Source organism: Flagellimonas lutaonensis (genome assembly GCF_000963865.1).
GTDB lineage: Bacteria > Bacteroidota > Bacteroidia > Flavobacteriales > Flavobacteriaceae > Flagellimonas_A > Flagellimonas_A lutaonensis.
In genome coordinates this window covers 152,922-177,445 of record NZ_CP011071.1, presented here as the reverse complement: position 1 = coordinate 177,445, position 24,524 = coordinate 152,922, and the positions used below count along the sequence as shown (strand labels likewise).

Below are 24,524 nucleotides of genomic sequence, written 5' to 3'. Positions count from 1 at the left end.
TATGAAGAATTTTTTAAAGGTTCTCAAGGTTTCGTTGGTCATAACGATTTTCATCTCATTGATGAACCTTTTCATATTTAATGATGGCGATTTTTCCCTAGAAAATGTGCTGACGCAGATTATTCTCAGTTTTATCTTTTCATTTGGGCTTACCGCCGCCAACTCGTATTACTACGACGGTGTGAGCCTTCGCTACGATTGGGAGAAAGAACCCAAAAAAAGGCTGTGGGTGGGCGCATTGGGCTCCATTGTCATTACCCTGGTCGTATTTGCTGTCTTGCGTTATCTTATGTTTCTCTATTTCAAAGGTTACTCGGTAAGCGAATTTATTGCCAACGAGCATGCGAGTGCCTATGTAATCGCCCTTATTATAACCCTTTTTGTCTCGCTCTTCATCCACGCCTTCTATTTTTACCGGGCCTTACAAAAACGCGAGGTAAAGCAGCAGAAGATCATTGCGGGCACCGCCTCGGCGCGTTTTGATGCCCTCAAGAACCAATTGGACCCCCATTTTCTGTTCAACAGCCTCAACGTGCTGACCAGCCTTATAGAAGAAGACCCCGATGCGGCCCAAAAATTCACCACCTCGCTCTCAAAAGTATACCGTTATGTGTTGGAGCAGAAGAACAAAGACCTGGTCACCGTAAATGAGGAACTCGACTTTGCCCGCACCTATGTACGGCTTTTAAAAATGCGGTTTGAAGACAGTATTGTGTTCGACATACCCGAGAACGCCAGCAACCCCGAGGCCAAGATTGTACCGCTCTCATTGCAATTACTGCTCGAAAACGCCGTCAAGCACAATGTGGTCACCTCGTCAAAACCCTTGCACCTAAAGGTCTATGAAGAAGACGGTATGCTGGTGGTAAAGAACAACCTGCAAGAAAAAAAGGTGGTCAAAAAAAGCAGTGGGGTAGGGCTGCAGAACATTCGCCAACGGTATTCGATACTGACCGATAGGCAGGTAGAAATCGAAAAAAACAGAGATGAGTTCAGCGTAAAGCTACCGATGCTCACACAGCAGATCACAGTGATGGAGACCGATACCCACAAAGACCATATTGAGGAAAAACGCTACCTCAAGGCCAAAGAACGGGTAGAGGCCATCAAAGGGTTTTACGGCAACCTAACTGCCTACCTGATCGTGATCCCCATACTGTGGTGGCTCAATTTTCGCACGACGGACTTTCTATGGGCCTTTTTCCCCACTCTGGGCTGGGGCTTTGGCCTTACCATGCACGCCCTTGAGGCCTTTGGCTATAACCCGCTCTGGGGCAAACGCTGGGAAGAAAAAAAGATCAAGGAGTTGATGGAGAAGGAAGATTTTTAACCTCCGTCGATCACTGTATCAGTGATGGTCAAGGTGTACTCAAACCGATTGCTCTCAGGCTCTTCAAAATCCCAAGACTTATCGTTGATAGGGTCTTGTTGGTAGACCAGAATAAAATCACCGCCTTGGCTTCTGTACAATTTTATATGGGTCAGCGCTACTGTTTGTGAGGGCCTTATGGGTTCGGTGTCGGGGTTGAGGTCACTGGCGATGGGCACCAGGGTTCGGGCCACTATTGTGGTGAACCGGCCATTTTCCAATAAGAACAGATCGTCGTTGGTGTCGTTCTGTATAAGATAAGTGGTCTCAAAACCCGAATCGACAAAATCGTCTTCGCATTGGGTAGCCATTAACAATGGCGCTAACAGGATCAGTAAAACCCTTTTCATAGCCGTAATTTTTTTAAGCATGTACAAGGTACCAAAAAGGTTGTGCTATGCCCATTGCCAAAACATTAAATAACTGTTAAGGTGAACGCTGAAGAAATTAAGGGATTTAATGGAGAAGAGGAATTTTTAATCTCGGTCATAAGATTGCATGAAGGGCTGTTTTTAGAGGTTCATTGCAGAATTAGTTATAAACTTCCAGCCAATTTAAATAATGCTCTTGTTGCTCTATCTGTTTGCTTTTGAACACAGTATCTATGTAAGCGGATAGTCTGACCTCTCCTTTATCTACATTTAAATGGGGTTTATTGCTCTTAAGGACTGCCTGTTTTAGTTTATCTAACAACTCTTTCTTGTTAGTGGTAAACAACGAGTCACATTTGTTATAGTTAAGGGAATATAATTTTTCCGCATCGATGTGGTTTGTCGAAATAATGGCTTGAAAGTTGTAAAATATATAATCTTTAAGGGTTAAAATAACGTTATTCGTATCTCGTAATTCCCCGCCCCAATCTACGCCATTGATTTGGATATAAGTGTCAAGGGAGGTACTGTGTAATATCTCAACATTAAAGTCACCGGCTCCATTGGCCACATTATGGATGCAATTTTCTATTTTTCTGGTCCACTCTTGAATAAATTTATTTTCATGTTTTTTTAGCCATTCGTCATATTCGATACCATTGACCTTTTTTAGTCTCTCATAGCCATTTTTATCGACTTCTCTAGATACAGGTAAAACAACACTTGGAAAAAATACACGGAAATTGAATTCACTAAAATTATCAGAAAGAGAGGGTTGCGATATAATGAATTTATTGTTGGAGGAATTTATTTTGGCTATTTCTTCTTCAATAACTTCCCTTGTCCCTCTAAGCATTCGTTCTTTTACGGGCTTGGCATATTTTTTTAAATCACCAATTTCAAATGTAGAGAAAAAACCAGCTTGCTTTCTTTTAATCAAGGTTTGGTCTTTAAAGAGTATCGCACCATAACTTCTATTTCCCTCACCGGGAAGATAATTCTTCCAGCTTTTTTTTAACCTTAATTTATTTTTGTTCTTTTTCAGAACTGCTTTATCGGTCACAACAAACTCACCATGCTCTTTGTGCTTTATGTACAAAGCATAATCGCCATCAGCAAAGTCTACATCTTTAAGAAAATAAGTGCTATCATCAATATTTAAAGGGTTTGTGGTAGTAACGGTCTTAGCAGTCTTTAGCCTGCGGTAGGTTACGAATAGGGCAACCGCTACAATGACTACTACTGATATAATCAAGAATAATTTTCTCATTTGTTAAAATACTGAATCGAAATAGGTTGGATATTTCAAATATACCAACCTAAATCTGTCATACTTTAAAAATTAAATATTTTCCATGGCTACCTTTCAGAGATTTATTCTTGGGTATGTAGCGAATCGGTTCTTTTTGGGTTTAAGACATATCCTTTAACCACGTTTCGAGTATACAATTGATATGCAGTCGTACTGCCTGGCCGATGGGGCAGCCTTGCAAAAGGGCGTGATTCGAACGATAATGAGAAAGAGCAATTTTGTTCGCCGCAGGCGAATGCTGCACCATCATAGGACACGATGTTGGGCTTTGTATTTAATAATCCTGAATAAGGACTTCAGTGGGAATCCTCAAAGAAGTGTTTAATCTTCTGATCATATCAATAGTTAGTTTCCTTTTTCTATTGAGTATTTCACTCACACGACTTTTAAAGCCAACGACTTCTGCGAGATCTTTTTGTTTCATTCCCATTTGTTCCATACGAAACTTAATGGCCTCAATTGGATCAGGCATTTCGATTGGGAAATTCTCATTTTCATAATTATCAATAAGAATGGAGAGGATTTCTAATTCATCGCCTTTTTTCGTTCCTTTTTTGGCATCAAAAATTTCCTCAAGTCTTTTGAGCGCGTTTTGATAATCCTTTTCGTTTCTAATAGGTTTTAAGTCCATAGTTAAATATTGTCTGCGTCTATTTTATCATATTCGGCATGAGTTCCAACAAATCGAATCCATCCAATTTGAAACTCGAAATTAAACTTAACAATTAGTCGATAATCATTTCCTTTAATGTTAAAACAGATTCTGTTGTTTTTTAAAATGCTCGCACTTGGATAGTCTTGTTTAAGTTCGTTTGGATTGTTCCAATTGGCCTTTTCAGTTTCTTGGTACCATGCCTTTAGATGTTGTTCACAGTCGGCATGTTTTTCCCAGAATTCCCTTAAAGTCCGCTTTGCAATAACTCTCACAAGTGCTTATTTGTAGCAAATATAGCAAAAATGTTACCAAAATGGTAACTTTCGAAGAATTTTTTTAAACGGCCTCGGCTATGAACAGTTACGTGGGTTAGCACGGACTTTTGCAAGAACACGACAAGCTGAAAATTCCTGCGGAATTTTCAGAATAAGCCTGTAATAGCAATTGTTTATAGCATCCATGAAAAAGCAGTAAGTCGAGTACCTTAAATGGATAAGCCGGGTAAAGTGACCCACCTTCGCCGGATGAAAGTGACCAGTGTAAACGAACTGCTCAGATTTGATCTATCCGTGGGTTAAACTTAGTTTTTATTTTTCAATTTTCTTCTCATTGATTCTCCTTTTATATCTATTCTGTGTGCCGTGTGCACCAAACGGTCCAGGATGGCATCGGCCAGTGTTTTTTCACCTATAATGTCGTGCCATACTTCGACAGGTAGCTGTGATGCTATTATGGTGGATCTTTTGCCGTGCCTGTCCTCGATGATCTCCATCAGGGAGTGGCGGTTTATGTTGTCCAGGGGCTTCAGCCCAAAATCATCCAATATGAGCAAGTCCTGTCTTTCCAATCGGTTTATCTGTTTCAGGTAGGAACCGTCGGCCTTGGAGGTCTTTAGCAGGGTGAATAGTTTGGCGGTGTTGAAGTACATTGTTCTATACCCCATCGAGCAGGCCTGGTGGCCAATGGCGGAGGCCAGATAACTTTTGCCCACGCCCGTACTGCCCGTGACAAGTATGTTCTCCCTTTTTCGGATAAAGCCGCAGGAGCCGAGCCGCTGTACAAGATTTTTGTCCAGTTGGCGCGATGGACGGTAGTCCAAGGCCTCCATAACGGCCGTGTACCTGAACCTTGCGGACTTGGTCAATCGCTCTATCCTGCGGTTGCGGCGGTCGTCCCATTCGCTCTGGATGAGATAGGCGATGAGCTCGTCATTGGTGTAGGTGGTATCGGCACCTCCGGTTTCCATTGTTGTGGCGAAGGCCCTGTGCATTCCAAAGAACCTCATTTGTTTCATCAGTTCCATTGTTTTTTCGTTCATATGTTCTGTTTTTAAGTGTTGTTTTTATTCATAGTATTTTCCGCCCCTTATGTTCTTGTGCTCGGGCATTTCCAGATCCCCGTCGATACCTTCATCAATTTGGTCCCATCCCTTCTTTAAGATGCGCTCGACCATATTGTAATTGTACGCTCCATATTCCGAGGCACGTTTGCAGGCGTTCTCAAGACGTTCCCTTCCATACTTTTTGGCAAGGTGCAATATGCCAAGACAGGATTTATAGGATTGTTCCGGGTGCTGTTTCTTTTCCAATATGGCGATGATGTACCCTTTGCAGTGTTCGCCGATATTGCCTGCCCAACCAATGAACCTCTCACTGCTCCATTCGCTCACAAAGCGGTGGTGCGATGGCATATGGTCGGCCAGGGTGGTATAGCCATATTTCTTTTTGTTCCTTTTATGTACCGCGAACCTTTCGTGTTTATGGTAAATCTCGACGATGCTGTCGGTATAGACCAGCTTGACCTGTTTGCCGATATGGCGATAGGGAACACTGTAATAGTGCTTGTCCTTCCCAAAATAGATATGGCTGTTCTTGTGCACGGTACCTCGGGCATACCTTTTTATCTCATAGCGTTTTTCGGGCAAGGGCATCAGTTCTTGCCTCTCTATCTCAAGGAACAATGAACAACGGGAGTATTCCCTCCCCCTAAATGACATTCCATTGTGCTTCTCTAACAGCTCCCATATCGCTTTGTTGATATCTGTGATGTTATGGAAGGTCCGGTTCCGTAAAGGGGCGAACACCCTAGTGTAGATTATCTTCACGGCGTTCTCCACTATGGCCTTGTCCCTTGGCCTGTAGGTACGTGTGGGCAGTACGGCTGTTTCGTAATGTTCGGCAAAGTCCGCGAATACCTTGTTCAAACTAGGTTCGTAACGACTGCTCTTTGTCACGGCCGATTTGAGGTTATCGGGCACCAAGGCCTTTGGCACGCCGCCATAGAACCATAGGGCGTTCTCGGTACAACGTATAAAATCTTCCAGTTTTTGGCTTGCGCAGGCCTCCACATAGGTATACTGGCTGCTGCCCAGTATGCACACGAACACTTCCAGTTCCTGAAGTTCGCCGGTGTCCCTGTCGACGATATGGAGTTTCTTTCCCGTGAAGTCGATAAAGAGCTTGTCGCCGGCCTTATGCTCCATGTGCATCACGGGCGAGGTCTCCTTGCGCCATTCGGCGTACCAATACTTGAACTGTGAGAGCCTGAACCCATCGGGGTGCTTCGCATAATATTCCTCCCACAGCAATCGTCGCGTAACGCCCGTCTTGCGGAGTTCCTTGTCAAAGTGGGGAAAGTACTGCCTTAGGGTCAGCAGGCGTTGGCTCTTCGGCCTTTGCCCGTCCTTAAAAAGATTGTGGAGTTCCTCCAGGGTCATCTTCTCCACTTCGTACCCCGTGAAACGGTACCGCTTGAAGAATTCGATGTACTTTCTAATGGTAACGCGGGATATGCCCAATTGCTGGCTTATCCGTCGCTTGCTTACACCAGAGGTGTAGAGCTTATAAATCAGTTTTATTTTTCGCATATCTATCTGCTTGTTCGCCATGGTGCTTTTTTAGCAAAAAAAGCACTTCGCCATTTAGAGATAGATCTAATCTAAAGGTGGTACACTTTGGCCCGGCGCGGGGGGGTCAGTTTCGTCCGGCCAGCTATGGTCACTTTAACCCGGCGAGGGTGGTATACTATGTCCGGCGTTTCCACCTTAAAGGTTGAACAAAAAAACTTAAGATATGGAAACTCAAATTACTGCCGTCCCCAAGTTATTCATTGGCATCGACATACACAAACGGAGCTGGAAGGTACACTGCGCCACGGAACTGTTTTCGGGCAGGTCATTCAGCATGGCCCCAGAGCCCGGGCAATTACGTGCCTACGTAGGAAAGCATTTCCCGGACCATGAGGTAAGTGTGGCCTATGAGGCGGGTTGTTGCGGCTATCGCGCCCATCGTTGTTTTGAGTCCTATGGGTGGAAGTCCTTGGTGGTGAACCCTGCCGATATCCATCGTAAGGGCAAGGAGAGGCATACCAAGACCGATAAGATCGATGCGCAGCTCATCAGTAGGGAACTCAAAGATGGCCGTTTGGAGAGTATCGTGGTCCCGGATAAAAAGCGCGAGGAGCTTCGCAGTCTTTTCAGGCGCAGGAACGACCTGGTCAAGGATTTCAGGAGGATAAAGAGCTATATCAAGATGCAGTTGTTGTATTTTGGCACCAAGGTCCCCGAGGAGTTCGACAACGACCACTGGAGCCATGCTTTTCGTGGGTGGCTGGATGCCCTGGAATTTGAGTATCCGACGGCCAAGAAAACCCTTGAGAGCCGCATGCGCTCTTTCCGGTTCATCGACCAAGAGCTCCGTGACGTCTCGACACAGCTAAGGAGGTACTGCAAGGTGCATTACGGGAAGGACTATATGCTGCTCAGGAGCATACCGGGCATCGGTGGCATCGTGGCCTGTGGCATACTGTGCGAACTGGGCGACCTGCGGCGTTTCAAGAGCGTGAAGCATTTGGCGGGCTACGTGGGGCTGGCCCCGGGGGTCCACCAGAGCGGGGGCACCCATAGAACGATGGGCATGGCCATGCGGGCGCACCGTCTGATACGGAGCTATTTCGTGGAGGCGGCCTGGCAGGCGATACGTGCCGACCCCGTTATGCAAGGGTATTACCGAAAGCATATGGGCAAGGACACCAAGAAGATCATCATAAAAGTGGCCCGCAAACTGCTTTCAAGGACCTTGGCGGTGATAAAAACGGAGACCCCGTACGAGGTCGGGGTAGTTGAATGATAAACGATAACAAAGCTCATGAAAATTGACAGGCCCGTACCACAGAACAACGTGGGTGGCCCCGCCCCGGGCGGGGACCACATATTTATAGCAAGTGGCCGGGCTCAATGACTTAGAATCACACAGATGCCCGTGAACCCCGAACAATAGGGTGTATCACATATAGGATGCCGAGCAAGTTATACTAAAAGAAAAAAGTGGTTTAAGACAAAAAATACATATTGATTATCTTTGGGAGACTGGACTAAGGCTTTTCATAGGAGCCAATGTTGTAATGCGTTTTTATTATGTTTTACAGTGACAGTCCAGTTTCTGAAGAAAGACTGGAAGAAATGAAGTCGGAATGTGAAGAATTGTACATTGATGCGATAAAAAAAATCGGACAGCTCCATTCCATATTTCCGTTCATTGCCTTTTCGTTCCATAGTGACGCTGGGTTTTTGACCATATCGAACAATGACGACTATAAATTTTACACAGAAAAGGTCAAGAACCTTTCTGATGCGATTCAGTCCATTTTAGAGCATCTTGATACCACGAAAACTCGTCCATTTTGAAAGTGTTCGGGTCGGATTCCATATTTTTTCTTCTGTCCGACATTTTGGACAATGAAAGCTCACAGATGTACTTGATCCTGTTCACGGTTTCTTTGGTCGGTTTTTTGGGCAGGTTTCCGCTTTTGATGGCGTATAGGTCGTCCGCCAGCTCTTTCGGAATGTTCCTTACAAATCCGTACCTGTTCGATATGATGTCCAAAACCGATTTTTTTATGGCCCTTTCAATGAAAGAATCATATTGCAGTCTATCAAACTCTTTTGTGTCCATATTTTTTAAAATGCATTACAACGGACAAGTATAAGCGTAGTGCGGGAATTAGAAGCGATAAACTAACTACCCACCCCAAACTTTGAATGATGTCAAATACTGAATTGTAGTTATAAAGCCCGCATTACGCTTATACAATGTTCTCTGCTGGCCTTATTCTTTTGTCACAATATTTTGGCGATTATCCTCGACATTCAGCTCGATGAAATGCAAAAAGGGGTCAAGCAAGATATGGGTAGCCCCAGGCTTTTTGTAAATCGTGATGTTGTTTTCTCCTGATGATGCCTTGACTTCTTCAATTTGAAGCAGGTTTCCATCACTATCATATTGACCAATCGTTAGAAACACATTGGCGGCTTCTACTTCATTTTTTTGGATGCTATCCATTTTACGTATGGAGAATATAATTTCCAGTTGGTTATTCGGTAGCTCTTTGGTGTCAATTATTTTGTTGTCGTAGAAGGTTATTGATTCCATCATGTCCTGAATGATATAATGGAATTCAACAGGAATTTCATTTTTCAGATGCGTGATCAAATCCGTTGAAGTGGGGTACTGATCTACTCTGAATTTATATTTTTTCAAAAATTCCTTTAGAAGATTATTCAGGTTTTCTTCTCCAACATAATACTGCAATGTGTTAAATGCCATAGCTCCTTTTCCATAGGCAATGTATTCCTGCTCTGGTCTGACGAGGTATAGTGGACTTTCCTTGCCTGCATCTCTTGTCCTTCCTTCTAAATACCGTTGGCGTTGTAAACTCAGAAAATGTTGCGCTTTCTCCTTTCCAAAATGCTCTTCATATATCCTCAGACTAATGTATTCTGTGATGCTTTCTGTAAGCATTTTAGCACCCAAGGCATCTGCAGGCATGAGTTGATTTCCCCACCAATGGTGGGTGAGCTCATGTGCTTGAACGTAAAAGGATAAATTGATATGATTTTTTGCTTCACCATTGCTCAGAATAAACCGCGCTTCGGATGTAGGGATCGTGTTGCTCATGATTGTGGCATACGTCCCTTCTGTAACAGGAAACTCAATGGTTTTAATATCATCATGTTGATACGAACCGAAAAATCGACTATTGTAAGCAAGTGAAGCATTCAGCCCATCAGTTATATCCTTCAGGTTAAAAGTATGGTTTTCGTGATGATAGATTTCCACATTAACCCCTTTGTGGTTTGACTTGCTTACCGAAAAGTCGCCCGAGTGAAAGGCAAAAGCAAATTTGATTTTCTTCTCTGTTTTGTAGTGAAAATAGTTTCTGTTGTTTTCCGCCCATTGTTTTATCAGGGTTCCGGGAGCAATTGCTGTTTGTAAATGACTGGTGCTGATAACCGTTTCTATGTCTACTAAATCGGCATCAGGAGAATAAAAATTAGTATGTCTTGCTATGCTGTCAGTTGGCTCATAATATTCATCATCAAAAAAATACCCTAAACGTGGAAGTATATCGGTTCGTAAAAATGTACCATTCTGAAGGATACTGGAATTTTGATAAAACAGTGTATTTGGCTTGTTCTTAATTTCAAACTCCATTTGGAGAGAATCTCCTGATTCAATGGATTTCTCTAAAACATGAACCGCGAATTGTAAGGCATCATCTTTTTGAATGATTCTGGAAGTAACACTAAAGAAGTAGTCTGTAATCTCGTCATATCCGGTTTTTATCAGTAAAGTATCTATTCGTTCCGGGCTTTGATTGACAAGGATATAACTACCACTTGTCTGGAATGAATTACTCTCCGGGAAAAGCTCCACATTCAATTTTACTGAAGTTATTTTTGGTTGGATAGTAGATTTATATTTCCCAAAATTGGTCTTGAAGTCTTGAAGTATTTGCTCATTGTTTCCCACTGTTTTGGATGAGCTTTCTTCCTCCTGGAAAATGTAGATACCCCAAGCAAAAAAGAGGCCCAATAAGAGTAAGAATGTATAAAATGTGTGCCCCTTTAATTTTTGAACCGCTTTTGCAATTCGTTCTTTTAATGAGTGCGAATATCCACGTTCCCAGAAAAGATAAGTCAACAAAATCAAGATGACTGAAAAGCTCAACCAGTATGCGTTGATAATCAAATGGGCCAATAATCCATGACCAAATCCGTTTAAATCGCTGTAAGTTAATTGAGGTGGGGAATTGAACCTCAGGAGATTGGTTTCTATTCCGATTTGAGGGAGTTGGTCTTTACCGATCCATATCAGCAGTAAAAGGAAGATACCCACATATACATTGGGCACCAGGGTATGAATAAACACGGAAAGTGCAGCCCAGATAATTAAGGTTGGGAAGGTAAGAATCAACAAATGAAAAAGGTATAAGTCAATTTCTAAGTGATAGTAGCCATTGTATAGTTGTAGCCCTATACCGCAAAGCATCACAACCAACAATAAGAGGAGCTGAACCTTTAGCAATGCCAATATCTTTGAACCTAAAAGAACCCAGTTGGTAGTTGCAGTAGTATCAATAAGCTGATTGGACTTTGCTATCCGGGAGCGATGTACCAACATACCTGCATAAATGAAAGTCATCAGCATGATTACCAATGAAAAGAAGTACATAGGCACTGCCAGAACGATGCGCGTTAAAGGCAGATAGGTCATATCAGCCCGATTCGTTACCCGACTCACGGCAAAAACCAAGGCCAATACTCCAAAAAAAACCAATACTTGAAAAAGCCAATTCTTGATGATGAACCTGAAGTCGATAGCCGACAGTTTTAGCATTGCCTTAACTTGTTCGAGAAAGGAAAAATCAATGGTTACTTCTGTGTTCTTGATTCTTGATTGAATCAATTTGCTTTTTTGCTCTTTCCCAGACTTTCTCTTTCCGATTCCCGGAAGTAGGCGAAATGTTTCCTGCTCCAGTTTGAATTTTTTGTAAAAAAGGCCAAATAACAATAGGCCCAGTGTAGTCCATAGCAGTCTGTTCCAGAGCACCACCCCAAGCAATGGAATTTGCTGAACATTTTGTTCAGAAATGGTCCAAAATCGGGTTTCATAAGCAACAGCATTTTTGCCAAAAGGGTCGAAAAGCGCAAAGAGCAATGGCGTTCCTTCAAACAGATTATCGATCATGATCTGAATGAAAAACAAGAGTATAATCGAAATAAAACCTGCATAAATATTTCGGAGGGAGGCTACGACTATAAATATCATTAAACCATAGACAAACATATTAGGCCATACAAAAAAGAGATAGGCACTTACGTATCCCCAAAAGTTAGTTGGGCCAATCATTGGGTTATCTGTACCCAAAATATATTCTCCCAGATAGAAGGCAAAACCAACGGAAAGGGTGATCAGAAAAACAATGGTTAATGAACTGAGAAATTTTCCAAGCAGAAAATCCGATTTTTTAATGGGATAACTGTACAAAATGGGATGAACATTGCTTTTATAGTCCTTGTATATCACCATTCCGATAATCGCAGGCAGCAGGAACATGAAAAACTTATTGAAATATTGAAAAATAAAATTGATTTGATGGGTGGAGTTAAGGAATCCCACTTCCTTTTTGGTTTCAGAAACACCATCAAAAAATCCCCCTGTGCCAAGCATGGATAAAAGGGCGATACCAAAAAATACTATGAAATAAAAATAGATAGCAGGCTGCTTCAGCAACCTTTTCAGTTCGTAAGAATAGATCGATCTAAGCATATTCTTCTACGGTTTTTTCCAGGGCATGGAAATACACATCTTCCAGCGTTACTTTCTCGGCTTTTTCAAATGAATCATTGGGTCTGTTGTCAGCAAAAACTCTGATGGTCAGTGAATGGTCTTCATTATAAGAGGACGACAAATAATTGAAAGTAGATTTATATTGTTCCAGCTCGGTAGCAAGGATACTTTTGGTCCAGATTTTCGATTCCAGTTCTTTTACAGCTTGAGATGGGGTAAGGTGTCGGTGAATTTTTCCATGTTTCATGATGGCCATATCGGTACAAAGTTCTTTTACATCTTCTACCAGGTGCGTAGAGAACAAAACGATGTTATCTGTGCCGATTCCACGTAAAACGTTCAAAAACCGATTTCTTTCTTCAGGGTCTAACCCTGCTGTGGGCTCATCCACAATGATTAACTGAGGATCGTTGAGCAGTAACTGTGCAATACCAAAGCGCTGGCGCATGCCACCAGAATAAGAACTTACATGCTTCTTTCGGACCTCATATAAATTCGTAAGGTGTAGCACTTCCTCGACTTTCCATTTCCGCTCCTTACGGGAGGATATGCCTTTCAAAATGGCAAAATAACCCAATAGAGTTTCCGCTGATTCCTTCGGATAAACTCCGAATTCCTGAGGCAAATAGCCAAGTGTTTTTCGCAAGCTCATGGGGTCGTTTCCGATATCAATCCCATTGAAAACCACTCTACCGCTATCAGGTGTTTGAAGGGTGGCAATCGTCCTCATCAGTGAGGATTTGCCGGCTCCATTAGGCCCTAAGAGACCAAACATTCCAGGTAGAATTTCCAGGTTTATTTCATCAAGGGCTTTTACACCATTGGGATACGTTTTGGTGAGGTTTTGAATAGACAACATCATACATTATTGACTTTATTTAAGAAGGATGCAAAACCCAAAAACATACTATGTACTATGAGCCTTGAACAGGTCAAAAATCCTGATTTATAAAGATCAATGGATGGTTTTCAAGCTGTTATTCGTCCCAGAAGAAGCAGTGGGATGATATTTAATGTAGCGGGGAGTCCCATAAAATATTCGGGACTGCTATGAACAGGAAATTATGCGATGAATTCAGAAGGGGACTTTCCTGTTTCCTTTTTGAATGCGCGGTAAAAGCTGCTTTTTGATCTGAAACCACACTGAAGTGCGAGCCCTACAATAGAAAGGTGTTCCAATTTCCCTTCCGATACCCCTTTTTTGAAAGCCGATATTCGCAAGTTATTGATATAGTCATAAAAATTGGTTTCCAAATTTTGGTTGAGCAGCGTAGATAGTTTTTTATCAGAGGTATCAATCTGTTTTGCCAATTCGGCAAGGGAAAGTTCCTTGTTCAAGTAAACCTGTTTTTTTTTCAAGGTATCTTCTAACCTTTGCTTTAGCAAGGCAGCTTCATTTGCATCTAATGGTTGGGTGATGGGCACTTTTATTTTCAAGTGCTCAGACAACTGATTGCCTAAATGCTCAATTTGATACTGCTTGATAAACCAATCTTTCGTAAACCGATATAAAATTGAGAAGGTAAATGCCATCCAAAACACGTTGGGTTCTCCAAGGATCAGACTATCCCTGCTTTGGAATTCTTCCCTGAACGTAACTTCCGGATCATTCCACGTAAGAAAACCTGAGCGAACCACTTCCGGAAAGATGAAGATAAGAACGAAGGTCAGTACATAGATTTTCCATTTACGCTTATTCAAAAATTCAGGAACAGCCCACAATGAATGCACATAAAAAATTACTGGAAATAATAGTACGGAGAGCGGTGCTGGGGTTCTTGGTCGAATTGTTTTATCAAACCAGTCAGAAGCCCAATCAACATTGACAGCACTAAAAATAAAAAGCCAAAAAAGGATATGAACTACGGCTTCGATGTTTTTTTTAGAGATTTTTTTCATTTTATGGCTTGCAGAGAACGGTCTCGGCTATGATTTGTTGCGGTGCAGAAAACGCAGTTTTCCAACCGTGCAAATCCAGCCGATTGAAAATAATGAATTTAAGTTTAACCAGACAGGAAGCTATAAATTATAGCATCCATGAAAAAGCAGTAAGTCGAGTACCTTAAAGGTTGAACAAAAAAACTTAAGATATGGAAACTCAAATTACTGCCGTCCCCAAGTTATTCATTGGCATCGACATACACAAACGGAGCTGGAAGGTACACTGCGCCACGGAACTGTTTTCGGGCAGGTCATTCAGCATGGCCCCAGAGCCCGGGCAATTACGTGCCTACGTAGGAAAGCATTTCCCGGACCATGAGGTAAGTGTGGCCTATGAGGCGGGTTGTTGCGGCTATCGCGCCCATCGTTGTTTTGAGTCCTATGGGTGGAAGTCCTTGGTGGTGAACCCTGCCGATATCCATCGTAAGGGCAAGGAGAGGCATACCAAGACCGATAAGATCGATGCGCAGCTCATCAGTAGGGAACTCAAAGATGGCCGTTTGGAGAGTATCGTGGTCCCGGATAAAAAGCGCGAGGAGCTTCGCAGTCTTTTCAGGCGCAGGAACGACCTGGTCAAGGATTTCAGGAGGATAAAGAGCTATATCAAGATGCAGTTGTTGTATTTTGGCACCAAGGTCCCCGAGGAGTTCGACAACGACCACTGGAGCCATGCTTTTCGTGGGTGGCTGGATGCCCTGGAATTTGAGTATCCGACGGCCAAGAAAACCCTTGAGAGCCGCATGCGCTCTTTCCGGTTCATCGACCAAGAGCTCCGTGACGTCTCGACACAGCTAAGGAGGTACTGCAAGGTGCATTACGGGAAGGACTATATGCTGCTCAGGAGCATACCGGGCATCGGTGGCATCGTGGCCTGTGGCATACTGTGCGAACTGGGCGACCTGCGGCGTTTCAAGAGCGTGAAGCATTTGGCGGGCTACGTGGGGCTGGCCCCGGGGGTCCACCAGAGCGGGGGCACCCATAGAACGATGGGCATGGCCATGCGGGCGCACCGTCTGATACGGAGCTATTTCGTGGAGGCGGCCTGGCAGGCGATACGTGCCGACCCCGTTATGCAAGGGTATTACCGAAAGCATATGGGCAAGGACACCAAGAAGATCATCATAAAAGTGGCCCGCAAACTGCTTTCAAGGACCTTGGCGGTGATAAAAACGGAGACCCCGTACGAGGTCGGGGTAGTTGAATGATAAACGATAACAAAGCTCATGAAAATTGACAGGCCCGTACCACAGAACAACGTGGGTGGCCCCGCCCCGGGCGGGGACCACATATTTATAGCAAGTGGCCGGGCTCAATGACTTAGAATCACACAGATGCCCGTGAACCCCGAACAATAGGGTGTATCACATATAGGATGCCGAGCAAGTTATACTAAAAGAAAAAAGTGGTTTAAGACAAAAAATACATATTGATTATCTTTGGGAGACTGGACTAAGGCTTTTCATAGGACACTGTGTTGGGCACAGTATTTTTATTTTCAATTCCGAACTCCCTGTCCTTTTTCCATATGAAAATTAGACTTGAAACTACATTGAAAATCACGAGTAAAACTGTCCAATTTGTTTTTTTGGATTTGGGTAAATTTTTATAAGTCCAAAGACGGTAAATTAAATATCCGATTTGCAAAAGGACAAGTCCGTTTATTATTGGTGTTTGATATTCATAACTCACAATCTTATTTGAAATCCATTTGAAAAAATCTATACTCCAAAAAGACAACATATAAATAATTCCGATTAATGATGGAATTGAGAGAATTATTTTTGCCAGTACACTCATTTTTTATTCTGCTTTTACAAATTCCAAAATGTTGTCAATTCTTGGACTGGTTGCATGAACTTTGTAACCGTCAGAACTTGTCTCAATTATCTTCACATTAATTTTTTGACCAATCATGTGACTAACGTCTTCTGGATAGTTCAAGACTTTTTCATAAATCATTTCGTATTCACATTCAGATTTCCATTTGACTTTTGAGTACACTTCAACTTTCGTTATCGGGTTCAATTCAATTTGGGTAGAATCAGTTCGAATGATTAATTCAGGTCTATTTTCCAAAACGTAGTTAAACTTTCCAGTTTTGTATTCCGAACAGTTTTTCTCTTGTCCAGAGCAACTGAAAGATATCAGCAATAGTATGAGAATAGAATTTTTCATATTGTGCCCAACGGTTTGGATATGAGTAGTAGGCGAGGCACGAGCCTATTACTTCATATCTTTTGTTAGCTTGCGTTTTCAACTTCTTCGAGTTTCTTTTCTTTCGTATCTATCACTTCAAAATTCACTCCTTCAAGAATAGACTTTAACTCTTCAACTATAAAATCAACTCTTTTTTCAATGAATTGGTCAAGTGCATTTTCTGGCATTTCTTCCATTCTTGACCACTCAATCAGGTTAAGGGGAAGCATATGAGATTTGATAACATTTTCAAACTCAGGATTGCTGTCATAGTCCCTAATATATTCTAACGGGTTCTTATCACTTATTTCTAAATTAGTGAGTTGAGTTAAATAAGCAATATTCATAAGGCTGTTGTTATTCAATTCATTCTTACCTGGATTGTTCGCAATGTAATTGGTTGGAAATATGTGGTGAAGGTTTGGTTTATCAGTCGAAAAGAAGAAATTATCAACGATTACATTTCTATCTGTATATTTCCAATCTTTTGGCTGTTTGCTTGCATATAATGATAAGATTGCCCTTGAATAAACACCTTTAGAGCTGTAAGAAGCATTTCTCAAATCATTTCGGTCTATTAAGAATCTTTCAAACTGGAAATCTTCGTTGTTCTTTTGCTTATTTAAAAAATGTATATGATTGTTTATATCAGTCGTGTTGCTCAAGAGGTCGTTTCGGTGCATACTATTGAACCAAAAGTATTTCTTGAGAAATGAATAATCGGGATTTTGATTTTGGTAGAAATAATTCGCTATGGTTAAATAGAAGTATCTATACGGAATCAATTGAGGCCCCTTAATATTTAAGGTGTTCTCAAAAAAGTCAAACGTTTTTAGTATTGCCTTTTTTGCATCGTTCCAAACTGTCTCAATTTGTTCTGTTTTAATGTCATTCAAGTATCTAGGTGTAATATTTCTGATACCCGAATCTTCAATGTTCTCTCGAATAAGAATTGCGATTATTTGCAGATAATCAAAGTCACTAATTTTAAGAAAATTACTATTGTTGGTTTCTTTAAATTCATCAATCAGGTCTCGCAGATAAAATCCATTGTCATTTACACTTATCGGTCTAAATGTTTTTGCGACTACAATATCAAAAATGTCGAGAGGCTTTCCTGCTTGATTGATTCTTTCAAATATTTGGCAAACTTCTGCTACTTGAATCCCTTTTAGTTCGATAAATGAAAGGCGATAGTTGTTTAACACTTGCTGAACTCGTCTTAGTTCAGCCCAAAAAGGGTGGTTGTATTGCTGATTGACTTCCGGGTGATTTACAATTTTTTGTTGGATTGTTTCAAAATCTTGTTTAATGTCAAGAAGCTTTACGATTAGACCATCATTAAATTTCTTGTTTCGTCCAATGTTTCTTTTAAATGTACCATCACGGTCATCAATTTCATCCCAATATAGAAATCTGTTTTTGTAACTTTCATCATCAACTTCATCATCACTTGAAATTGTCAAGTCAATATATAAAGACGGGTTAAATCCGTCTTTTCCTTCGATTTTACCACCATACAATGACGTCAGAAGCGAAGTTGTTCTTTGTTGTCCATCTAAAAGATATTGATATTCAGTCCGACTGAAGTTATCGTCTATAATTTTGTGTCCACCAATTTGGCGGTGATTTTGAAGTTTTAAGTCTGTTTTCCAAACCAAAATACTTCCAAGTGGGTAGAATTTATATATACTGTCCCACAACTTTTTTACATTTTCCTTTTCCCAAACCACATCACGTTGAAATGTTGGAATTTGATAATTCTGATTCTTTAAATCGTCAAGGTAAGTGGTTATTCCTTTATCTGTTGGTTTTATTCTATCTGTAAAATTCATTCAATTTCGTTTTTTGTAATGCTGAAGACTTACCCTTTTTCGTACAGCGGTTAAATTAAACAAAATGTTTTTTCAAAGGGGCATGCCCCTTTGAAAAACCTCTAAAAATTCTTTCGGGCTGCTTCTTCCCAGAGACTTATGGGGATGGAACCGATTGTATTCCTCCCTGAAGCGTTCCGTTTCCATATTTACTTCCTCGATGTCCCTGAACAAATGGGCATCGAGTACATCTTCGCGATATGTCCGGTTGAACCTTTCGATAAAACCGTTCTGGCTCGGCTTGCCCGGTTGTATGTATTTTATCTCGATATCCTCCACTTCGCAATAGTTGACAAAGACTCTGGATAGGAATTCGGGGCCGTTGTCCACTCTTATGGCCAAGGGCTTGCCATGGATCTCTATGGCCTCCCTTAGGTACTCCACCACCCTTATTCCGGGCATGGAGAAGTTTCCTTTCATACAAAGTGCCTCACGGTTGAAATCGTCCATCAGGTTGAACACCCTGAAGTTCCTTCCCGTTATCAGGCTGTCGGACATGAAGTCCGCGCTCCATACCTCCCTTGGGGCATCGGGTACCTCCAGCGGCTCCTTTATCCGCTTGGGCAATCGCTTCTTGGTCTTTCTCCTTAGTTGCATGCCCAAGAACCGGTAGACCCTCAGTACACGTTTACGGTTCCATTTATGGCCTTGCTTGCGCATGCGGTTATAGAGCCAGTCGAAGCCCCGGTTCGGCTTGGCCTCTGCAAGTTCCGTCAACTTGTCGATGACCTGCGTATCGTCACGACGGCTCCGATAGTACCACATCGAACGGCAAAGGCATACTATCGTACAAGCACGTGAAATGCTCAGCCCCTCTTCCTTTACGATGCCTTCCGCCAGTTCCCTGCGCCCGCAAGGCCTCAAAGCTTTTTTTCGATGATGTCCTTTAAAATCCTATGGTCAAGGCTCAGGTCTGCGTACATCGCCTTGAGTCTCCTGTTTTCTTCCTGCAAAGACTTGAGCTCCTTGAGCTGTTGGGCGTCCATACCACCGTACTTGCGCTTCCAACTGTAAAAGGTGGCCGTGGTGATACCCTTGTCACGACAGATGTCGGTGACCTTCATTCCCGAATCGTACTGGTGGAGCATGGACACAATCTGTGCTTCCGTGAATCTGCTTTTCTTCATAAGCTAAAAATAATTGATTTTTAAACTGTACGAAAAACAGGGAAGCCTTCAAAAACAGGGAAGCCTTCACTTGCATTAGCTAGGGGTCGCCATTAGACGCATATTCGCTATAGCCCCTTGATGTGCACAGTGCCTTCAGTGAGGAGCGAATGGCCCGATTATGGTTTCAATGTTAAATATAGCGAATATGCAGTCGTACTGCCTGGCCGATGTGGCACAATAGCTCAGGAGGGAGTTTTGCCGTAGGCAAACGGCCTGAGCGACCGAAGGTATTGTGCCACATCGGTCTAGTGTATGAGTAGTAGCGGATTTCTAGGCACTAACTTTTCAGTTTTGCACTGACCTTTGTTTTATATTTTATCTTTAGTTTTAGCACTTTAACCGCTATTACTTATACACAATGTTACATGCTGGCTTTTTTCATTTTCTGTCGTTTCGGTTTTTCCCCTACTAATCTTTTCCATTAGTAATTCCAATTCCGAATTCATTTTCATATTCCGTTCTCTTTTTCTTCTTAAAATTCCTGCACATGCTTTGGCACTTAAATAAAACTTTTCCAATGCATGGTTAGGTTCCACAATGTCTTTTAAATCTCCATATTCCGGTTTGTTTGGAACATTGGAAGAATTTAAAAATACAGTTTGGCTGATTTGATTGACTCCATTTAATAAATACAATGGTGCATTCTGTTTATTCTTTTTGGTTTGGATAGACTTTTGCCATTCAATAAATTTTTGGGTTGACTTATTGTACAAATATTCGCTAATCTGATAACCAATCCATTTGACAACAGGAACAGCCCATGAATTTCCAATAGCTTGAAATCTGTTCGTATGACTATTACCGTTTACTTTGGTGTAATTGTCAGGAAAACCCATTAAACGCTCACACTCCAATGGTGTAAATCGTCTAATTCGGTCATTTTCTGAAACGTATAATGAGCCATTGTACGCAGCTGCGTTACCATTCCATTTTGTTCCATAAGCTGCATACAAACAATCTGTATATTCTCGAAAAACTTCAAATTTTACACCCTGTTTGCTAAAGACTTTTTCTGTTGTTTCCTCTTCCACTTCTTGGGCAAATAGTGTTGGTGTCGTTTGAGTTATACTTTTAGCTTTTAGCTTTAGTTCTTTTACTATGTCTTTATTGTCGAACTCAAATAGTACTTGGTCTGGTTTGAAATCCTTACCACCTGCAAGAACATATAATCTTTTTCTTTGATGTGGTAGACCATAATATTTAGCATCAATAACACGCCAAGCAACATTTCTTTCTTTGCCTTCTAAATATCCTGCTTTTGACCATTTTGAAACTTTGATTTCTTCTTCGTAACCCGCTAAACCTGCAATAAAATTTCCAAAAGCATTTGTTTTATCATTTAAAACTCCTTCTACATTTTCCCATAGTATAATGCTTTTTTCTTTGTCATTTTCTAATCTGACTTTGTCAATTGCGTTCGCTATTTCGATAAATGTCATGGTTAATTGACCTCTTTCATCTGCAAGACCGTTTTTCCAACCTGCCAAAGAGAATGCTTGGCAGGGTGTTCCACCACAAAACAAGTCAGGTGCTTCTATTTCTTTATTGAGGATTAATTTAGGTATATTAATCATATCACCAACATTTGGTATGTCAGGAAAATGATGTTCGAGGACTTTTGAGGGGAATTCAGCAATTTCTGAACTCCATAATTGCTTAAATCCGAAAGGACTAAAAGCCAATTGAGATGCCTCAATACCTGAACAAACGCTACCAAATGTTAATTTTTTACCCATATTTATTATTCTATCTGATTACAAAGCTACAAAATAATGATAACTTTAGTATGCAAACTATTTATTTTCTTCTATAAACTGATTTAAACTTTCTCGCCATTTTTGGATGTCGTACCAACCACAACCAACACAGCCTTTTTCTGCATCTTTTCCAACTTTTGGAATATCATCAGGCCAATTTTCATTGCCTTGATAAAAGAAATTAATCCCATAAAGAGTGCCTCTTTTCCCTGTTTGGAAACATTTTCTACACACTTCACGCTTTTGTTGATTTCTTTGGTTATCTACAAGTTGAAATTTTTCCTTTATTTCCTTTTCAGGCATTTCATCAGGGTTTTCAGCCCTGGTTTCTTCGTCCCATCTTATTTCAGGAAACTTATGGTCAGGTAATAATCCGTGTTTGTTCGCTTTACTGAATTCATAGACATTTATTGATTCCATGACTGCAATAGCTTTAGCTTTAAATGCAGGCGACATTACTTCATATCCTGTTACTCCTCCTTTTGGTAATGGAACAAGTAGAATATGAGTATCTGTTTCGTATTTACCCTTAACCGTTCTTCTTGTATCAGTCGCTAAAGTGTATCCAAACTCTTTTATGTCTTGTATTCTTCTTGCCCAATTTGGATTATTTGGTAAGTCATATTTCACACTATTCCAATCAAGGTCAAGTAGTTTGTCAAAGAATCCTTTTGTCGTCTTTTTACCTGACATTTCATCATTCCACCGCTTTTTTTCTGTAGCTTGAAATTTTTCAATTTCATTCTTGGTAAAATGAGGATAAATCTCGTTGAGATAATCAACTAAATCATTTGCCGTTTCAATAAAAAGTCCTGTTCGTCTGTAGAAATAAGGAATTGAACCTTTCCAAGTATAACCGTCTTTTTGGACGAAAGTTACGTCAATGTATTTTTCAGAGGCTTTAGAATGTTCTCTAAATGCTTCTACAATTATGTACTTGTTATCAAGTAGTTCAGAAAATTCTTCAATCGTTATTTCCATTATCGCTATGTTTTAATAAGTCTTTTATTTCGACTTCTAAAGCATTAGCAATTTTCTCAATGTTAACGAGAGTTATATTTTTTTCCGCTCGTTCAATCATACCAATATAGGTTCTGTGCAAATCAGCTTTATGTGCTAATTCTTCTTGTGAAAGATTGAGTAAGCGTCTGAATTTTCTAACGTTTTCTCCGAATAAATTTAGTATTTCGTGTTTAGATTCCATTGCTAACTAAAGTCTGCACAAAGCTAACTTTAGTATTCAGTTCACACCACAGACTATAATTAGCATTTTGGTTTGTTTAGCTTGCATGTAACGAAAGGGCTACGCGCAGTGCGGCCCTGGATTTTTGTTTGTCGTACCGAAGGTACGTAAAAAGCGAAAAGACAATTGTGGCCGTGCCAAATTGCGTTTGGCCGGTGATGTGTCAGCGTTTTTTTCTGCCGTTGCGGCGATTTTGGCGGCTAGGTCCCTCATCCTACGGTTTTTGCAATTTGGCGTAGCCCTTTCGATGGGGCAGCCTTGCAAAAGGGCGGGAGTGTGCCGTAGGTGGAAACGCCGGACATAGTATACCACCCTCGCCGGGTTAAAGTGACCATAGCTGGCCGGACGAAACTGACCCCCCCGCGCCGGGCCAAAGTGTACCACCTTTAGATTAGATCTATCTCTAAATGGCGAAGTGCTTTTTTTGCTAAAAAAGCACCATGGCGAACAAGCAGATAGATATGCGAAAAATAAAACTGATTTATAAGCTCTACACCTCTGGTGTAAGCAAGCGACGGATAAGCCAGCAATTGGGCATATCCCGCGTTACCATTAGAAAGTACATCGAATTCTTCAAGCGGTACCGTTTCACGGGGTACGAAGTGGAGAAGATGACCCTGGAGGAACTCCACAATCTTTTTAAGGACGGGCAAAGGCCGAAGAGCCAACGCCTGCTGACCCTAAGGCAGTACTTTCCCCACTTTGACAAGGAACTCCGCAAGACGGGCGTTACGCGACGATTGCTGTGGGAGGAATATTATGCGAAGCACCCCGATGGGTTCAGGCTCTCACAGTTCAAGTATTGGTACGCCGAATGGCGCAAGGAGACCTCGCCCGTGATGCACATGGAGCATAAGGCCGGCGACAAGCTCTTTATCGACTTCACGGGAAAGAAACTCCATATCGTCGACAGGGACACCGGCGAACTTCAGGAACTGGAAGTGTTCGTGTGCATACTGGGCAGCAGCCAGTATACCTATGTGGAGGCCTGCGCAAGCCAAAAACTGGAAGATTTTATACGTTGTACCGAGAACGCCCTATGGTTCTATGGCGGCGTGCCAAAGGCCTTGGTGCCCGATAACCTCAAATCGGCCGTGACAAAGAGCAGTCGTTACGAACCTAGTTTGAACAAGGTATTCGCGGACTTTGCCGAACATTACGAAACAGCCGTACTGCCCACACGTACCTACAGGCCAAGGGACAAGGCCATAGTGGAGAACGCCGTGAAGATAATCTACACTAGGGTGTTCGCCCCTTTACGGAACCGGACCTTCCATAACATCACAGATATCAACAAAGCGATATGGGAGCTGTTAGAGAAGCACAATGGAATGTCATTTAGGGGGAGGGAATACTCCCGTTGTTCATTGTTCCTTGAGATAGAGAGGCAAGAACTGATGCCCTTGCCCGAAAAACGCTATGAGATAAAAAGGTATGCCCGAGGTACCGTGCACAAGAACAGCCATATCTATTTTGGGAAGGACAAGCACTATTACAGTGTTCCCTATCGCCATATCGGCAAACAGGTCAAGCTGGTCTATACCGACAGCATCGTCGAGATTTACCATAAACACGAAAGGTTCGCGGTACATAAAAGGAACAAAAAGAAATATGGCTATACCACCCTGGCCGACCATATGCCATCGCACCACCGCTTTGTGAGCGAATGGAGCAGTGAGAGGTTCATTGGTTGGGCAGGCAATATCGGCGAACACTGCAAAGGGTACATCATCGCCATATTGGAAAAGAAACAGCACCCGGAACAATCCTATAAATCCTGTCTTGGCATATTGCACCTTGCCAAAAAGTATGGAAGGGAACGTCTTGAGAACGCCTGCAAACGTGCCTCGGAATATGGAGCGTACAATTACAATATGGTCGAGCGCATCTTAAAGAAGGGATGGGACCAAATTGATGAAGGTATCGACGGGGATCTGGAAATGCCCGAGCACAAGAACATAAGGGGCGGAAAATACTATGAATAAAAACAACACTTAAAAACAGAAC

General features: G+C 41.9%; 21 protein-coding genes. 4 read left to right on the top strand and 17 right to left on the bottom strand.

Annotation, left to right across the window (positions count from 1 at the left end):
• Position 1 precedes the first annotated feature (1 nt).
• The gene (locus tag VC82_RS00780) at positions 2–1,330 is read left to right on the top strand and encodes a 2TM domain-containing protein (RefSeq protein WP_045800703.1); all 1,329 of its coding nucleotides are present in this window, start codon (positions 2–4) and stop codon (positions 1,328–1,330) included.
• Here the strand turns inward: VC82_RS00780 and VC82_RS00775 are convergent.
• The 6 genes from VC82_RS00775 to istA (VC82_RS00750) form a co-directional block, all read right to left on the bottom strand.
• Positions 1,327–1,719 (bottom strand): hypothetical protein, encoded by a 393-nt coding sequence (locus tag VC82_RS00775; RefSeq protein WP_157517927.1) that lies wholly within the window; start codon positions 1,717–1,719, stop codon positions 1,327–1,329. The genes VC82_RS00780 and VC82_RS00775 overlap by 4 nt on opposite strands.
• 181 nt (positions 1,720–1,900) lie before the next feature.
• Entirely contained in the window at positions 1,901–3,010 is a 1,110-nt protein-coding gene (locus VC82_RS00770; protein ID WP_045800701.1) for a hypothetical protein, read from the bottom strand.
• Between the two features lie 316 nt (positions 3,011–3,326).
• Positions 3,327–3,683 (bottom strand): helix-turn-helix domain-containing protein, encoded by a 357-nt coding sequence (locus tag VC82_RS00765; RefSeq protein ID WP_045800700.1) that lies wholly within the window; start codon positions 3,681–3,683, stop codon positions 3,327–3,329.
• Positions 3,684–3,685: 2 nt separating this feature from the next.
• The gene (locus tag VC82_RS00760; RefSeq protein WP_045800699.1) at positions 3,686–3,979 is read right to left on the bottom strand and encodes a type II toxin-antitoxin system HigB family toxin; all 294 of its coding nucleotides are present in this window, start codon (positions 3,977–3,979) and stop codon (positions 3,686–3,688) included.
• A gap of 308 nt (positions 3,980–4,287) precedes the next feature.
• Entirely contained in the window at positions 4,288–5,025 is a 738-nt protein-coding gene (gene istB, locus VC82_RS00755; protein ID WP_045800686.1) for an IS21-like element helper ATPase IstB, read from the bottom strand.
• Positions 5,026–5,049: 24 nt separating this feature from the next.
• Entirely contained in the window at positions 5,050–6,594 is a 1,545-nt protein-coding gene (gene istA / locus VC82_RS00750) for an IS21 family transposase (protein ID WP_045800687.1), read from the bottom strand.
• A gap of 184 nt (positions 6,595–6,778) precedes the next feature.
• Between istA (VC82_RS00750) and VC82_RS00745 the strand changes: the two genes are divergently transcribed.
• Positions 6,779–7,834, top strand: coding sequence for an IS110 family RNA-guided transposase (locus VC82_RS00745; protein ID WP_045800694.1), 1,056 nt, complete (start codon positions 6,779–6,781; stop codon positions 7,832–7,834).
• Between the two features lie 486 nt (positions 7,835–8,320).
• On the opposite strand, the gene VC82_RS00740 is transcribed toward VC82_RS00745, so the two are convergent.
• The 4 genes from VC82_RS00740 to VC82_RS00725 form a co-directional block, all read right to left on the bottom strand.
• Entirely contained in the window at positions 8,321–8,659 is a 339-nt protein-coding gene (locus VC82_RS00740; protein WP_045800698.1) for a hypothetical protein, read from the bottom strand.
• A gap of 153 nt (positions 8,660–8,812) precedes the next feature.
• The gene (locus VC82_RS00735; RefSeq protein ID WP_045800697.1) at positions 8,813–12,316 is read right to left on the bottom strand and encodes a M1 family aminopeptidase; all 3,504 of its coding nucleotides are present in this window, start codon (positions 12,314–12,316) and stop codon (positions 8,813–8,815) included.
• The gene (locus VC82_RS00730) at positions 12,309–13,199 is read right to left on the bottom strand and encodes an ABC transporter ATP-binding protein (RefSeq protein ID WP_045800696.1); all 891 of its coding nucleotides are present in this window, start codon (positions 13,197–13,199) and stop codon (positions 12,309–12,311) included. The genes VC82_RS00735 and VC82_RS00730 overlap by 8 nt, the downstream gene beginning before the upstream one ends.
• A gap of 200 nt (positions 13,200–13,399) precedes the next feature.
• On the bottom strand, positions 13,400–14,236 hold the full coding sequence (locus tag VC82_RS00725; protein ID WP_045800695.1) for a helix-turn-helix domain-containing protein: 837 nt from the start codon (positions 14,234–14,236) through the stop codon (positions 13,400–13,402).
• Between the two features lie 191 nt (positions 14,237–14,427).
• Between VC82_RS00725 and VC82_RS00720 the strand changes: the two genes are divergently transcribed.
• Complete coding sequence (locus VC82_RS00720; RefSeq protein WP_045800694.1) at positions 14,428–15,483, top strand: IS110 family RNA-guided transposase; 1,056 nt, start codon at positions 14,428–14,430, stop codon at positions 15,481–15,483.
• 244 nt (positions 15,484–15,727) lie between these two features.
• Here VC82_RS00720 and VC82_RS00715 read toward each other — a convergent pair whose 3' ends face one another.
• The 7 genes from VC82_RS00715 to VC82_RS00680 form a co-directional block, all read right to left on the bottom strand.
• Positions 15,728–16,075, bottom strand: a complete 348-nt coding sequence (locus VC82_RS00715; protein ID WP_045800693.1) for a hypothetical protein — start codon at positions 16,073–16,075, stop codon at positions 15,728–15,730.
• A 3-nt stretch (positions 16,076–16,078) separates the two neighbouring features.
• Positions 16,079–16,453, bottom strand: a complete 375-nt coding sequence (locus VC82_RS15165; protein WP_052698845.1) for a hypothetical protein — start codon at positions 16,451–16,453, stop codon at positions 16,079–16,081.
• Positions 16,454–16,518: 65 nt separating this feature from the next.
• On the bottom strand, positions 16,519–18,309 hold the full coding sequence (locus VC82_RS00705) for a DUF262 domain-containing protein (RefSeq protein WP_045800692.1): 1,791 nt from the start codon (positions 18,307–18,309) through the stop codon (positions 16,519–16,521).
• Between the two features lie 72 nt (positions 18,310–18,381).
• Positions 18,382–19,475 (bottom strand): IS3 family transposase gene (locus VC82_RS00700; protein ID WP_157517925.1). Its coding sequence is split into 2 segments (ribosomal slippage): positions 18,382–19,214 and positions 19,214–19,475, totalling 1,095 coding nucleotides; the frame shifts between segments, so codons are not numbered across the junction.
• Positions 19,476–19,852: 377 nt separating this feature from the next.
• Positions 19,853–21,253 carry a DNA cytosine methyltransferase gene (locus VC82_RS00690; RefSeq protein WP_045800689.1) on the bottom strand — a complete coding sequence of 467 codons (1,401 nt, stop codon included), beginning with the start codon at positions 21,251–21,253 and terminating at the stop codon, positions 19,853–19,855.
• Between the two features lie 57 nt (positions 21,254–21,310).
• The gene (locus VC82_RS00685; protein ID WP_052698844.1) at positions 21,311–22,255 is read right to left on the bottom strand and encodes a hypothetical protein; all 945 of its coding nucleotides are present in this window, start codon (positions 22,253–22,255) and stop codon (positions 21,311–21,313) included.
• On the bottom strand, positions 22,239–22,478 hold the full coding sequence (locus VC82_RS00680; protein ID WP_045800688.1) for a helix-turn-helix domain-containing protein: 240 nt from the start codon (positions 22,476–22,478) through the stop codon (positions 22,239–22,241). Before VC82_RS00680 ends, VC82_RS00685 begins: the two co-directional genes overlap by 17 nt.
• Positions 22,479–22,957: 479 nt before the next feature.
• On the opposite strand from VC82_RS00680, the gene istA (VC82_RS00675) reads away from it, so the two are divergent.
• Positions 22,958–24,502 carry an IS21 family transposase gene (gene istA / locus VC82_RS00675; protein WP_045800687.1) on the top strand — a complete coding sequence of 515 codons (1,545 nt, stop codon included), beginning with the start codon at positions 22,958–22,960 and terminating at the stop codon, positions 24,500–24,502.
• Positions 24,503–24,524 lie beyond the last annotated feature (22 nt).